We start from the raw sequence: 12,868 nt of genomic DNA, 5'->3' as shown, positions 1-12,868 counted from the left end.
GCAGAGACGATTCTGCAGGGCGAGTGTGGCGCGGGGCGGGCGGCAGGGCTCGCGGCATGGGAGGGCCCGGGGATGAAGGGGATGACAGGGCGAGTGCATGTTCGCGGGGGTGGCCTGCTGGGCCGGGCCGATGAGCTGTCGGGACTCCGCCGCCTGCTGGCCCAGAGCAGACTGGTGACGGTGACGGGCGGCCCTGGCGTCGGCAAGAGCGTCCTCGCGGCACACGCCGCGGCGGCGGTGGGCAGCCAACTGACGGACGGCGTCGTCATCGTACGGTGGTGGGACGGCGCTCCCGCGCAAGGCCGGTCGGCGGCGCGGGCGGTGGTCGAGGCCATGGACGGGGAGACGGACGGGGGGCCGCCCGCAGCCGGAGGCGAGCCCAGCACGCCGGCAGCCACGGAAGGTCACGAGCCGACCGGAGCCGCGGGCCGGCAAAGCGCCGGGGCACGGGGCGACTTCAGTGAAGCGGAGCTCATCGCGCGGCTCGGGGAGCGCAGGGTGCTCGTCGTTCTCGATGACTTCGATCCCGTACGCGATGAGTGCCTACGCCTGGTGCAGTCGCTGCTGCTGCGCGCGCCGGGCGTGCGCGTTCTCGCCACGGGTCGGCAACCGCTCGGCCTGGGGCAGGAGTTGGTGCTGCGCCTTGGGCCGCTCCCCGTAGGCGCACCCGGCACGGCGGAGGAACCGGGGCCCGCGGTGGAGCTCTTCATGGAGCGGGCCCGCGGCGCCGGGCGCCGGGCGACCGTGCGGACGGCCCCGGGCGCCGCCGCGCCCTCCCCTGCCGCACCCGACGAAGCCGAACTGCGCGCCGTGAGTGACATCTGCGCTCGGCTCGAAGGCGTACCGCTCGCGGTGGAACTCGCCGCGGCGCAGAGCGCGCTGCATCCACCGGCGCGGCTCGCACACATGCTGCGGCTCGGCCAGGGGTGGCTCGGCAAGCCGGAGGCGCCCTTGCGGCGGCACCGGTCCTTACGGGCCGCCGTCGGCGCCAGCTACGCGCTGTGCGGGCAGGAGGAGCGCACCGTCTGGGCGCGGCTCAGCGTCTTCGCGGGCGAGTTCGACGAGGACGCCGCCGTCCACGTGTGCGCGGGGGGCGGACTGGACCAGGCGCGGGTGGCGTCCTGTCTCGCACGCCTCGTCCTGGCTTCGGTGCTGGAACCCGTACGTGACCCCGGGGGCGTGCTGCCGCCCCGCTACCGGCTGCCGACGGCGGCCCGCGGCTTCGGCGCCGAACGCCTCGAATCCGTGGGCGAGAGGGTCGCGGCGGCCACCCGCCACCTCAGCTGGTACCGCGACGTCGCCTCGAAGGCCCACCAGTTGTGGAGCACCGGACAGCACGAGCGGGCGACCCTGCTGCTGCGCGACGAGGAGCCGAACCTGCGGGCCGCACTGGAGCGGGGCCCGGACAGCGCCGACCGGAGCGCGACCGCCCTCGGCATGGTCGTGGACCTGTGGTTCTGGTGGGCGGTCTGCGGACACGCCGCGGAGGGGCGGGAGCATCTGCGGCGGCTGCTGCCACTCGGCCGCGCGGACACCCCGGTTGGCGGTCAGGCCCTGTGGCTGGCCGGCTGGCTCGCGGCGTGCACGGGAGCGCCGGAGGCCGAGGAACTTCTCAGCCAGGCCTGGCGGGTCGCCGTGCTCTGCGGGGACGACGCGACCGTCGGCCGGGTCGCTCACGTCCAAGGCGTCATCGCGCTGCGCGACGGCGCGACGGAACGCGCCATCGAGCATCTGCGGGAAGCCGCCCACACCGTCCCCGTCCACGCCGACCACGGCCCGCCCGCCGCGGTCAGCTGGGCCGAGCTCGCCGTGGCGCAGGCGCACGTCCGCCCGGCCGACGCCCTGCGCAGTGTCCGCCGCGCGTCGGCGGGCACACAGACGCGGCACGACATATGGGCGCGCTCCATGACGCAGTACGCGTACGCCCTCGTCGAGCATCTGCGCGGCCGGCGCAGCCGGGCCTGGCGCCGGGCGCACAAGGCGCTCGCCGGAGTCGAATCCGTGGCCGGACCGCTGGGCGCCGCCTCGGTCCATCAGCTGATCACCGCGATCGAACACGGCCCCGCGCTCGGCGGAGTCGAGTGGACACCGCCGTGCGGCTGGGATCCACCGGGCCCCTGAGGCAGTCGGGTCAAATTCCGGGAAACACACCCGATCATCTGATTCGTTCATCCTTCCGCGGTCTACACATGGTTCGACCCGGAGGCCAGCGCACCCGGAAGCCAGCGAACGGAGCGAGCGTGTGAATCGGTCGAAGCTGACGTACGCATCGGTGAAGTACACGTCGGTGGCGGGAATCGCGGCCCTCGCCGTGCTGACGGGCCCCGCCGTGCCCGGTGCGGGCGCCGTGAGCCCGCACACCTCGCAGGCGCCCGGCGCTGCCACGGCCGCGGCCCCGCGTCCGACGCTGACGGCGAAGGCCACCGTGCGCACCGTGCGCGCGTGGAAGAACTTCCACATCTACGGCGTCGGCCGCAACATGCGGCCGGGCACACGCGTCACGCTGCAGCAGAAGCAGGGCAAGCGTTGGGTGTCACTGCCCGCGTCGGTGTACACGGCGCGCTCCGGGGTGTACAAAATGCGGGTCAAGCTCGGCTGGAAGGGCCGCAACTCCCTGCGTATCGTCGGCGGCCGCGCCATCTCGCCCGTGGTCTACGTGACGGTCCGCTGAGGCCGGACAGAGACGAGGCGGGCCCTCGTCGCGCACCCTCCACGGAGCCGTCGCCGAAGGCACCGGGCAGTGAGCGCGCAGCGCGGCAAGACCCAACGCGCACCAGCCGGCCAAGGAGGAGCGGGTCACGGACGGGCGCGTTCCTCGGCGGAGTCCGACAACTCACCGAGGACGACACACCCGCACGGGTCGGTGACCGGTTCGGGGGCGAGCCGGGGTTCGGCAATTGCCTGCGGCCGTGACCTAGTTCGCACACGCAGCCTCTTGTCAGCCGGGTGTCAGGAGGCAGCATCATGTCTGTCCGTCCTCGACGGGCCGCCACGGACCCGTGGCGGTGTCTTCACCAAACCTTTGTCCCCCGCGCGCAGAGGGAGCACCCCAGGTGAACGGTTCGACGCTGCCCGCCGGCATACCCCCGGCAGACGCCCCCGTGCCCGCGGGCACCCCGGCAGAGGAGTCGTACGCCGCGTTCAGGGCCTTCCCCTCGGGCCTCCACGATCACGTGAGGCCGTTCCTCGACGACATCACATCGGAGGTGGTGCGGGCGATCCGCACGGAGATCCCGGAGTACGCACGCCCGACCGACGACACGTACATGCATGTCGTGAACCGGGGCGTGGAGCAGGCCCTCGAGGGGTTTCTCGCCCGGATGGCCCACCCGGACACCGACTGGGTGTCGGTGAAGGCCACGTACCAGAACATCGGCAGGGGCGAGGCGGACGAGGGCCGCAGCCTCGACTCCTTCCAGTCCGCGCTGCGCCTCGGCGCACGCGTCACCTGGCGCCGGGTCAACGCCCTGGTCGACGCCGACCTGTTGCCACGGCATGTCCTCGCCGCCTTCGGTGAGGCCCTGTTCCTCCACCTCGACGAGATGGCCGCGGCCACGACCGCGGGCTACACGGAGGCCAGGCTGCACGCCGCGGGCGAACTGCAGCAGCGTCGCGCCCGCCTCGTCGACCTGCTGACCGCCGATCCTCCCGCGTCGCCGGATGCGATCGCCGATCTCGCGCAGGCCGCCCAGTGGCCCATTCCGCGCGAGGTGGCGGTCGTCGTCATCGACCACACCCTGGCCCCGGAGACCGTCAGCCCCATCGTCCCGCCGGAGTTCCTCGCGCGCTTGACCGAGCAGCCCGGCCGCATCGTGGTGCCCGACCCGGAGGGGCCGGGGCGGGCCCGCTCGATCGCCGCCGCGTTGCAGGGCCTGCGCGCGGTGATCGGTCCCACGGTCGCACTGCACGAAGGCGCGCGCTCGCTGCGCTGGGCACTGGACGCCCTTGAGCTGTCCCGGCGCGGCATCCTGCCCCGCGCGGGCCTGCTGCACTGCGCCGATCACTTGTCGACACTGCTGTTCTTCCATGACGAGGCGCTGATCGACGCGCTCGCCCAGCGGCATCTGCTGCCGCTGGAGGGGGTGCGCTCACCGCAGCGCGAGCGCCTCGCGGAGACCCTCCTGTGCTGGTTGCGGTGCGGACACAACGCGAGCGAGGTCGCCACACGTCTCGCCGTGCACCCGCAGACGGTCCGCTACCGCCTGCGGCAGCTGGACGAGGTGTTCGGCGACCGGCTGCACGACCCGGTGGCGCAGTTCGAGATGCAGTTGGCGCTGCACGCGTTGAGCCTGCGGCCGGCCGCGGGTGAGGCGGACTCGGTGCGCTGAGCCGACGCACAAGGCGAGCCGGGCGCGTCGGTTCGCAGCTCGCCTCGCGCATCAGCTCGTACGCCACCTTGTACGTCACGTCGTGCGTCGCGTCGTGCGTCACCCGGACGCGCCGCGGGGGTGGCCGCTCGCGGCGGTTATCGCGCCGTAATGTCCCCTTCGCCCCAACTCCCAGGCGAAGGAGAGTTCTTACGTGCCTGCCCGCCCCATGGCCGTATCCGACGTAACGGTCGTGACCGTCACACCCAATGCTCCCGTCACACCCCGGATTCCCTCGCGGCTCCTCCCCCGCCTCGTCGTCCTCTTCCTCCTCCCCCTGCTCACCACCCTCAGCGGCACCCTGCTCGCCCCCGCACACGCCCATGCCGACGCCCTGGTGCCGTACGCCCCGTCCGCCACCAGCCTGCAGGCCCCGCCGCCCGCCACCGAAGAGCCCTGCACCAGCAAGGACCCCGCGGTCTGTCTGATCCGGCAGATGAGCCCGGAGGAACGGGAGCGGGCACGTGAGGTGCGGCTGCGCTACCACCAGCTTCTGGACACCATGGAGCGCGTGGCGGACCGTATGCGCGAGGAGGGCCGCTCCGACGAGGAGATCGCCCGCGTCCTCGTCGACATGCGCAACGATGCCAAGGACATCACGCGCGCCGGGATGACGCCCGCGCAGGTAGAGGCCCTGGAGGAGCGGAACATGAAGAAGTACGGCAACCCCCTGGGCCCGACCGCGGACCAGCAGTTCGCCAAGTACGGCAGCTGGGCCGCGGTCATCGAGGCGGCGACCCGCACCAGCACCGCCGTCGACCAGGAACTCGGCATTCCGCCGCGCGCCTGAGCCCCTGACGTCCATGCTGCTTCAAAAGCCCTTGCCGCTTCAGGACTACGACCACCACGGCCGGACGTGGGCCCTCGACCCCCGCACGGGGCTCCTGTCCCCCTCGTCCGGCCGCTGCCACGGCTTCGTCCACGCGGGCGAGGCAGGGGCGGCGGCGCTGTACGCGGACCCCGCCGACGAGACTCCGGCCCTCTGGTTCCAGTTCGGCCGACGCCGCTGGGACTGCGCAGCGGCGTGGGCCCATCAGTCGACCGGCCCCAACGGCACCCGCCGCTTCACGGTCGAGGACGCACGGGGCACGGCGCTCGAACTGCTCTACCCCGCACCGGATCCCGGCCCCTTCGATCCGACGTACGACTGGATGGACGCGGAGGGGGACGACTTCTTCCTCTGGGCCGCGGGCCGCCTCACGGACGGGGACGCGTCGTCACGCACCACACTCCGGGCGCACTTCCGGGCCGGTTTCCTCCCCACCTGAGGGCACAAGCAGCCTCCTCGGCCGATGAGTTGAGTCCCTCCGGAAAGTCTCAACTCATGCAAGGAGAAACCGCGAAGAGACCGGGCCGCGCGAGGTTCGCGTCCCCCACCCGGAGGTACACCATGTGCGCCCACCAGCCCCCGTGCCCGCCCGCCGACAGCCCTGACCACCTCGCGGCCAGCATCCTCTCCGCCCACCCCGAACAGGGCTGGAGCCTGCTGTGCAACGGCACCATCGTCTTCGACGACGCGGGCGAACTGCTCCCGGACGGACGAGTGGTGGCCGCGGCGAGGCCGCCGGCCATGGCGGCCTGACCGCGGGCACCCCACCAGCGCGGGGCAGGCGTTCCAGAGCCTGATACCGCAGGGATCACCTCACGGCGCGATCGCACCCAGCAACGCTCTCGCGCACAGATCCCGCACCTGTGCGCGCGGCAGCAGCTCCGGCTCATCGAGCCACTCCAGACAGACGGTCACCATGAAGGCGAGCCAGCCGCGCACCGCCAGGCGCAGGGTGGGCAGTTCGTGCGGGGTGGACGCTGTCTCGGGGTCCGCGGCGAGGGCTTGGAGGATCTGGTCCTCGTGGGCCGCCAGGCCTTCGCGGTAGATCCTCCGGACGGTGGCGTCGCCCGTCTCCTCCGCCCGGTGGAAGGCACGGAAGCCTTCCGCGTGCGATTCGACGTATGCGAGGAACGCGTCGAGGCCCGTACCGATCTGGTCGCGGACCGGGACTCCGGGCACGGCCGCCGTCAGACGCAGCATGCGCCTGCTCTCGCGCCGCACCACGGCGGCGAAGAAGTCGCTCTTGGTCGGGAAGTAGTGGTACAGCAGGCCGCGCGAGACGCCGGCGATCTCCGCGACCCGCTCGACCCAGACGTCGTCGTACGGATTCTGGGCGAAGAGCCGCGCACCTGCCGAGAGCAGCTGCTCCCTGCGCTCCTCGGTGCTGAGTCTGCGGCGCGTGCGCTCCTGCGGGTTCGCGGCCATGGCAGCACCTTACTTGACGTGGATTCAACAGCGGGATCAGACTGAAGCCCTTATTGAATCCGCGTACAACAGGCTCAACGGGTCTGCGGCTCAAGGGAGATGGCACACATGGCGCAGGCGTCGCAGGCATCGCGGGTGGCGAAGGGCGCTGAGACGGCCGGGGCGGACGGGCCCGCCGGCGCTCCCCCCAAGGGGTTCCGCAGTGCCGAGCTCGGGTGGCCGCGGCTCGACCTCATACCGCACCCGCCGCGCCGCCTGCCCCTGATCGGTGACGTCCTGGGCGCCAACGTCCGTACGCCGGTGCAGGATTCGATGCGCATCGGCAGCGGCCTCGGCCCCATCTTCCGCCGCAAGGCGTTCGGCAAGGAGATCGTCTTCGTCTGGGGCGCCGGCCTCGCGGCCGAACTGGCCGACGAGTCGCGGTTCGCCAAACACGTGGGCCTCGGTGTCGCGAACCTGCGTCCGGTGGCCGGTGACGGCCTGTTCACCGCGTACAACCACGAGCCCAACTGGCAGTTGGCGCACGACATCCTCGCGCCGGGCTTCAGCCGCGACGCGATGGCCGGCTACCACCCGCTGATGCTGGACGTCGCCCGGCAGCTGACCGCCCGCTGGGACGCCCGCGCAGAGGCCGGCAGGTCGGTGGACGTGCCCGGCGACATGACGAAACTGACCCTGGAGACGATCTCCCGCACCGGCTTCGGGCACGACTTCGGCTCCTTCGAGCGGTCCCGGCCGCACCCCTTCGTATCGGCCATGGTCGGCACGCTCTCCCACGCCCAGCGCCGCAACGTCGTGCCGCCCGCGCTCGCCCCGCTGCTGCTGCGCGGCGCCACCCGGCGCAACGCGGGCGACATGGCCTACCTCAACCGCACCGTCGACGACGTGGTCGCGGCCCGCCGCGCCGCTTCCGGCCCCGGTGACGGCGATCTGCTGGACCGGATGCTGGAGGTCGCCCACCCCGACACCGGAGAGCGACTCTCCGCCGAGAACATCCGCCGTCAGGTCATCACCTTCCTGGTCGCCGGGCATGAGACGACCTCGGGCGCGCTGTCGTTCGCCCTGCACTACCTCTCGCGCTCCCCCGAAGTGCTTGCCCGCGCCCAGGCGGAGGTCGACGAGATCTGGGGTGACGCCGAGGAGCCCGCGTACGAGCAGGTCGCCAAGCTCCGCTATCTGCGGCGCGTCCTCGACGAGTCACTGCGGCTGTGGCCGACCGCGCCCGGCTTCTCGCGCCAGGCCCGCCACGACACGACGCTCGGCGGCGCGCACCCGATGCGCGAGGGCGCCTGGGCCCTCGTCCTCGCCACGCTGCTGCACCGCGATCCGGCGGCATGGGGCGAGCGGCCCGAGGAGTTCGACCCCGACCGGTTCGCCCCTTCGGCGGTACGCGCACGGCCCGCCCACGTCTTCAAGCCGTTCGGCACGGGCGCGCGGGCCTGCATCGGCCGGCAGTTCGCGCTGCACGAGGCGACGTTGGTCCTCGGCCTGCTCCTGCGCCGCTACGACCTGCACGCCGACCCCGGTTATCGCCTTCGGGTCGTCGAACGCCTCACCCTCATGCCGGAAGGCCTCACGCTGCGGCTCACCCGCCGCGCCGCGGCCGCCTGAAGCCCAATTGTCAGACCTGTGCGCAAGAGTGGAGGGTCCACCGGTGCGAGCCACCGGTCCTTGTGACCCCGCGCAGAGGAGCTCTCGACATGACCAGCACGCCGACCCCGGAACTGGCAGCGGCCCAGGCCTGCTTGCGGCTGCTGCACACCGCACGCGCCGCACTGTCCGGTCCCTCACCGGCCGCGGCGGCCTCACTGCTCGCCGGGCCCATGGCGGAGGCGGACGAGGCCCTGCGCCGCGCGGGCCTGACGGGCAACGAGGCCGAGCTCCTGGACAGGATCTACGACCTCGGTGCCGACCACCCCGACCCCCTGGCGTGCCCCGCTTCGGCTAGTTCGGCTCCATCGATTTCTTAGGCTCCTCGGGCCCCGTCGGTTCCTTCGGCTTCCAGGTGAACTTGTCGCCGCCCACCCAGCGCACCTGATCCGGGTCGTCCACGTCGTGCACCACCAGACCCGCCTGAGCGGCCACCTCCAGGACGTCGACAAGTTCCCTGGCCTCGCCGACCACCTCGCCGTCGAGCTCGACGATGCGAAAGGGCGGCCGGCCGGGATTGACGCCAAGGACCGTGATCCGAGGATTCGGCATGTAGAGGTATGCGCTTTCGGTCATGTGTGGAGGCTTCCACGCTCCGGCTCCGTCATGACCGTCACGACCTGCCCGTTCGGCCGCTCGGGCTACGGACCGGTCGCCTCGGGGCGCCCGACGAGCCGCTCGGCCGCCGAGCGCGCGGAGGCGAGGGCCCCCTTGCGGTCGGCGCCGCGCTGCCCGAGGACGACACGGGTACTCAGTCCGTCGAGGAGGGCGAGGAGTTCACCGGCCCGGCCCGCGGCGTCGTCCACCGCGAAGACCTCCTTGGCCGCGCCCTGGGTGAGCAGCGCCTGAAGATCCGCCTGCCAGCCGCGGTCCAGCTCTTCCTGGGCCGTACGGAGCGGTTCATTGGCACCGGTGCGCGCCCACAACTCGATCCACAGCATCCAGCGGGGGTCACGCGGCCCCTTGGGCAGATACATCCGCAGGAAGCGGTCCAGCTTCCGGGCGGGCGCCGCCCGGCCCGCGAGCAGCGCGCGCCGCTCCTCGGTGAGCGCGGCCTCGCTCCAGCTCAGCGCCTCCAGGAACAGGCGGTCCTTGCTGCCGAAGTAGTACAGGATGTGGCCGCCGCTGGTGCCGAGACGCTCGGCGAGGGCGGACATGGTGAGCGCGGCGAGGCCGTTCTCGGCGATCGCCGTCATCGCCTCCTCCAGCATCCGGTCCCGCGCCACCTGCCCGTCCCGCCGTCGTGCCACGCCTGCTCCCGTTCCGGTCCCCGCGTCCCGCTCCACCCGCCGACCCTATCCCCGCTGTCCGCGACCGATTTCCCGCAGGGTCTTGACGGCTCCCCGACCCGTGGCGCATTTTGAATGCCGTTCTAGGTCATAGAACGGCATTCAAACTCTGGGTGCCGGAGAGTGAGGTGCCCGCATGACGCAACAGGCCCCGGTTTCCACCGGGACGACGACCTCCGGGATCGGCACCGGCGTCACCAGCGACGAGGTGTTCCGCGTCGAGACCCACGGCATCGACCCGATACCGGACGAGGACCGGCACGGCGGCGCCAAGGATCTGTTCTGGCTCTGGTTCGGCTCCAACCTGACCTTCACCTACGTCATCAACGGCGCCCTCGCCGTCAGCTTCGGCCTCAGCTTCTGGCAGGCCACCGCCGTGGTCGTGATCGGCGGGCTCTCCTTCTTCGTGATCAGCGCGGCCGGCCTCAGCGGCATCCGCACCGGCACAGCGACCCTCGTCATCTCCCGCGCCGCCTTCGGCGTCCTCGGGAACTTCCCCGCCGGGCTGCTCAACTGGGTGGTCTCCATCGGCTACACCATCGTCAACACCGTGGTCGGCACGCTCGCCCTCGAAGCCCTCTTCGCCGACCTCGGCTGGGCGGGCGGTGACGCGGCACGCGCGCTCGCCCTCGCGGTGACCCTCGCGATGACCTTCGCCGTGGCCATGTGGGGGCACGCCACCGTGCAGCTCGCCGAACGCTGGATGGCGTACGTGCTGGCCGCCGGCTTCGGGGTGCTGCTCGTCTTCGTGCTGCCCGACGCCGAGTTCGGCGCGGTCGCGGGCGGCGGGGCGGGCCTCTCCGGCTGGACGCTCGCGTTCGTGGTGATGCTCGCGGGGCCTTTCTCGTACCTGCCGATGCCCGCCGACTACACCCGCTACCTGCCCCGGGACACCTCACTGCGCTCCATCACCGTCACCGGCGCGCTCGGCGGCCTCGTCTCCTCCGTGGCGCTCGGTGTCGCGGGCGTCGCGGCCGCCACGCAGGCCGACATGACGGATGCGGTCGCGGGGGTGGAGAAGCTGCTGCCGGGCTGGTTCCAGCCGGTGTTCCTGCTGCTCGTGCTCGGCGGCTCGATCACCAACTCGATCCTCACGCTCTACTCCTCCAGCCTCAACCTCCAGGTGCTCGGCATCCCGTGGAGCCGCGCCAAGGCCATCGTCATCAGCGTCGTCGTCACGGGGCTCGGCTCGCTCGGCGCGCTGTTCCTGACCGACTTCACCGAGTCGCTGCTCAGCTTCCTCTCGCTCCTGATCATCGTGTTCGCACCGTGGGGCGGCGTGTTCCTCGCCGACATGCTGCTGCGGCGCTGCCGGTACGACACCGGGGCCCTGCACACCACCGGCAGCGAGGGGGCCTACTGGTACCGGGCCGGTTTCCACCCCGCCGGGATGGCCGCCCTGGTCGCCGGAATGTCTTTCGCGGCGCTGACCTGCGACTCGGAGCTGTGGACGGGGCCGCTGGTCGCGCCGCTCGGTGGCGGTGACCTCACCCTGCTCGGTTCGGTCGTCGCCGCGCTCACGTACTGGGCGCTGGCCCGCCGCAGCGTTCCCGCGGTCCCGCCGGTCTCCGTCTGAAGCGCCCTTCGCGCACTGCTCGTACGCCCGCCATGACCCACCCGTACCACCCGTACCGCTCCAGGAGTTCACCTCTCATGACCAGCACCACTCCCAGGCCCGCGGACCTCGTCCTGCGCGGCGCCCGCATCCACACCGTCGACCCGGACCTCCCCGCGGCCGAGGCGCTCGCCGTCCTGGACGGGCGCATCGCCTGGCTCGGGCCCGACGCGGAGGCGGACGCCTGGACCGGCGCGGGAACACGGGTCGTCGACGGCGGCGGACGGCTGGTCCTGCCCGGCTTCATCGACGCCCACAACCACGTGCGCCTCGGCTCCGACGACGCCTGCGTGCAGCTCGCCGGTGCCCGCACCCTCGACGAGATCCACGACCGCATCCGCGCCTGGCGCTCCCAGAATCCGGGCGCCGACTGGATCGAGGCCGAGGCGTTCGACTACTCCGCCATCCCCGGCGGCCGCATGCCGAACGCCGCCGACCTCGACCCCGTCACCGGCGACACCCCGGCCTTCGTCCTGAGCTACGACGTCCACACCGCCTGGCTCAACACGGCCGCCCTGCGCCGTCTCGGCGTCGACCGCGACCGTACGTCACTGCCGTTCGGCCGCGCCGAGACCGATCCGGCGACGGGCGAACCCACCGGCTTCATCAAGGACTTCGCGGTCAAGGGTCTCTCCCGCGACGGGCACCGCGCGCTGCGCGAGCTCGGCCTGCCGTGGGCGTCGCCCGACCGGCAGTACGGGCGCCTGGCCAAGAGCCTGGACGACGCGATCGGCTACGGCATCACGACGGTCGTCGAACCGCAGAACTCCCTGGACGACCTTGAGCTGTTCACCCGCGCCCGAGCGGAGGGACGACTGCGTTCGCGCGTCGTCGCGGCGCTCTTCCATCCGCGCGGTACGTCCGACGCGGACCTGGACGACTTCGCGGACGCCGCACGGCGGTTCGCGGACGACCGACTGCGGGTCGGGCCGCTCAAGCTGTACATCGACGATGTCGTGGAGCCCCGAACGGCCGCGCTCCTGGAGCCCTACTCCGGGTGCGGACGGCACAGGGGCGACACGTTCTACCCCGCGGACGAGTTCGCGGAGCTGCTCGCGAAGCTGGACGCCCGCGGTTTCCAGTGCTTCGTGCACGCCACCGGTGACCGGGGCATCCGCACGGTCCTGGACGCCGTCGAGCACGCCCGCGCGCTCAACGGACCGCGCGACGCCCGCCACCAGATCGTGCACGTCGAGTGCCTGGACCCCGCCGACACCCCGCGCTTCGCGGAACTCGGCGTCGTCGCCTGCATGCAGCCGCGCCACTGCGCCCCCGAGATCGCGGGGCCGGGCCAGGACTGGGCCGAGAACGTCGGCGCCGACCGGTGGCACAAGGCCTGGCCCATGCGGAGCCTGCACGAGGCGGGGGCCGTGCTCGCGCTCTCCAGCGACTGGAACGTCGCCGAGATGGACCCGATGGCGGGCATCTACACCGCGCTCACCCGGCGCCCCCTCGGCGGTGGTGAGGCCTGGCAGCCGGATGAGACGCTCGACGTGGAAACAGCCGTCCACGGCTACACGATGGGCTCTGCCTACGCCAACTTCCTTGAGAATGACCGAGGTTCGCTGACCGTGGGCAAGCTGGCCGACTTCGTCGTGCTGTCGCGGGACATTCTGCGGGTGCGCCCCGAGGACATCCCCGGGACGAGGGCCGAGGTCGTGGTGGTGGGCGGGGAAGTGGTGCGGGGCTAGGG

The 12,868-nt window shown here is 72.2% G+C and carries 13 protein-coding genes; 10 read left to right on the top strand and 3 right to left on the bottom strand.

From position 1 onward, the window contains the following. Positions 1-93: 93 nt before the first annotated feature. The 6 genes from AB0I94_RS07535 (at position 94) to AB0I94_RS07510 (ending at position 5,949) form a co-directional block, all read left to right on the top strand. On the top strand, positions 94-2,121 hold the full coding sequence (locus tag AB0I94_RS07535) for an AAA family ATPase (protein WP_363308496.1): 2,028 nt from the start codon (positions 94-96) through the stop codon (positions 2,119-2,121). 121 nt (positions 2,122-2,242) lie between these two features. Beyond that, a complete protein-coding gene (locus tag AB0I94_RS07530) occupies positions 2,243-2,671 on the top strand; it encodes a hypothetical protein (protein ID WP_363308495.1) in 429 nt (142 codons plus the stop codon). 382 nt (positions 2,672-3,053) lie between these two features. Next, complete coding sequence (locus AB0I94_RS07525; RefSeq protein ID WP_363308494.1) at positions 3,054-4,328, top strand: helix-turn-helix domain-containing protein; 1,275 nt, start codon at positions 3,054-3,056, stop codon at positions 4,326-4,328. A gap of 193 nt (positions 4,329-4,521) precedes the next feature. Next, positions 4,522-5,157, top strand: coding sequence for a hypothetical protein (locus AB0I94_RS07520; RefSeq protein ID WP_363308493.1), 636 nt, complete (start codon positions 4,522-4,524; stop codon positions 5,155-5,157). Positions 5,158-5,170: 13 nt separating this feature from the next. Then, positions 5,171-5,635: a hypothetical protein gene (locus tag AB0I94_RS07515; RefSeq protein ID WP_363308492.1), complete on the top strand. Its 465-nt coding sequence runs from the start codon at positions 5,171-5,173 to the stop codon at positions 5,633-5,635. Positions 5,636-5,757: 122 nt separating this feature from the next. Continuing rightward, on the top strand, positions 5,758-5,949 hold the full coding sequence (locus AB0I94_RS07510) for a DUF5999 family protein (protein ID WP_363308491.1): 192 nt from the start codon (positions 5,758-5,760) through the stop codon (positions 5,947-5,949). 60 nt (positions 5,950-6,009) lie between these two features. On the opposite strand, the gene AB0I94_RS07505 is transcribed toward AB0I94_RS07510, so the two are convergent. Continuing rightward, positions 6,010-6,621, bottom strand: coding sequence for a helix-turn-helix domain-containing protein (locus AB0I94_RS07505; protein ID WP_363308490.1), 612 nt, complete (start codon positions 6,619-6,621; stop codon positions 6,010-6,012). Positions 6,622-6,729: 108 nt separating this feature from the next. Between AB0I94_RS07505 and AB0I94_RS07500 the strand changes: the two genes are divergently transcribed. Together AB0I94_RS07500 and AB0I94_RS07495 are read left to right on the top strand one after the other, a co-directional pair. Next, positions 6,730-8,232 carry a cytochrome P450 gene (locus tag AB0I94_RS07500; RefSeq protein WP_363308489.1) on the top strand — a complete coding sequence of 501 codons (1,503 nt, stop codon included), beginning with the start codon at positions 6,730-6,732 and terminating at the stop codon, positions 8,230-8,232. A gap of 89 nt (positions 8,233-8,321) precedes the next feature. Next, positions 8,322-8,591, top strand: a complete 270-nt coding sequence (locus tag AB0I94_RS07495; protein WP_363308488.1) for a hypothetical protein — start codon at positions 8,322-8,324, stop codon at positions 8,589-8,591. Here AB0I94_RS07495 and AB0I94_RS07490 read toward each other — a convergent pair. Further along, positions 8,566-8,847 carry a hypothetical protein gene (locus tag AB0I94_RS07490; RefSeq protein ID WP_363308487.1) on the bottom strand — a complete coding sequence of 94 codons (282 nt, stop codon included), beginning with the start codon at positions 8,845-8,847 and terminating at the stop codon, positions 8,566-8,568. The genes AB0I94_RS07495 and AB0I94_RS07490 overlap by 26 nt on opposite strands. A gap of 65 nt (positions 8,848-8,912) precedes the next feature. After that, entirely contained in the window at positions 8,913-9,482 is a 570-nt protein-coding gene (locus AB0I94_RS07485) for a TetR/AcrR family transcriptional regulator (protein ID WP_363308719.1), read from the bottom strand. A gap of 214 nt (positions 9,483-9,696) precedes the next feature. Here AB0I94_RS07485 and AB0I94_RS07480 point away from each other — a divergent pair, with 214 nt between their 5' ends. Then, on the top strand, positions 9,697-11,136 hold the full coding sequence (locus tag AB0I94_RS07480) for a cytosine permease (protein WP_363308486.1): 1,440 nt from the start codon (positions 9,697-9,699) through the stop codon (positions 11,134-11,136). A gap of 77 nt (positions 11,137-11,213) precedes the next feature. Beyond that, positions 11,214-12,866 (top strand): amidohydrolase, encoded by a 1,653-nt coding sequence (locus AB0I94_RS07475; RefSeq protein ID WP_363308485.1) that lies wholly within the window; start codon positions 11,214-11,216, stop codon positions 12,864-12,866. The last annotated feature ends 2 nt before the right edge of the window (positions 12,867-12,868 follow it).

Origin of the sequence: Streptomyces sp. NPDC050147 (assembly GCF_040660195.1) — a bacterium.
Taxonomy (GTDB): domain Bacteria; phylum Actinomycetota; class Actinomycetes; order Streptomycetales; family Streptomycetaceae; genus Streptomyces.
Note: the sequence above shows the minus strand (reverse complement) of the source record. Positions and strands in the feature narration are given on the sequence as shown.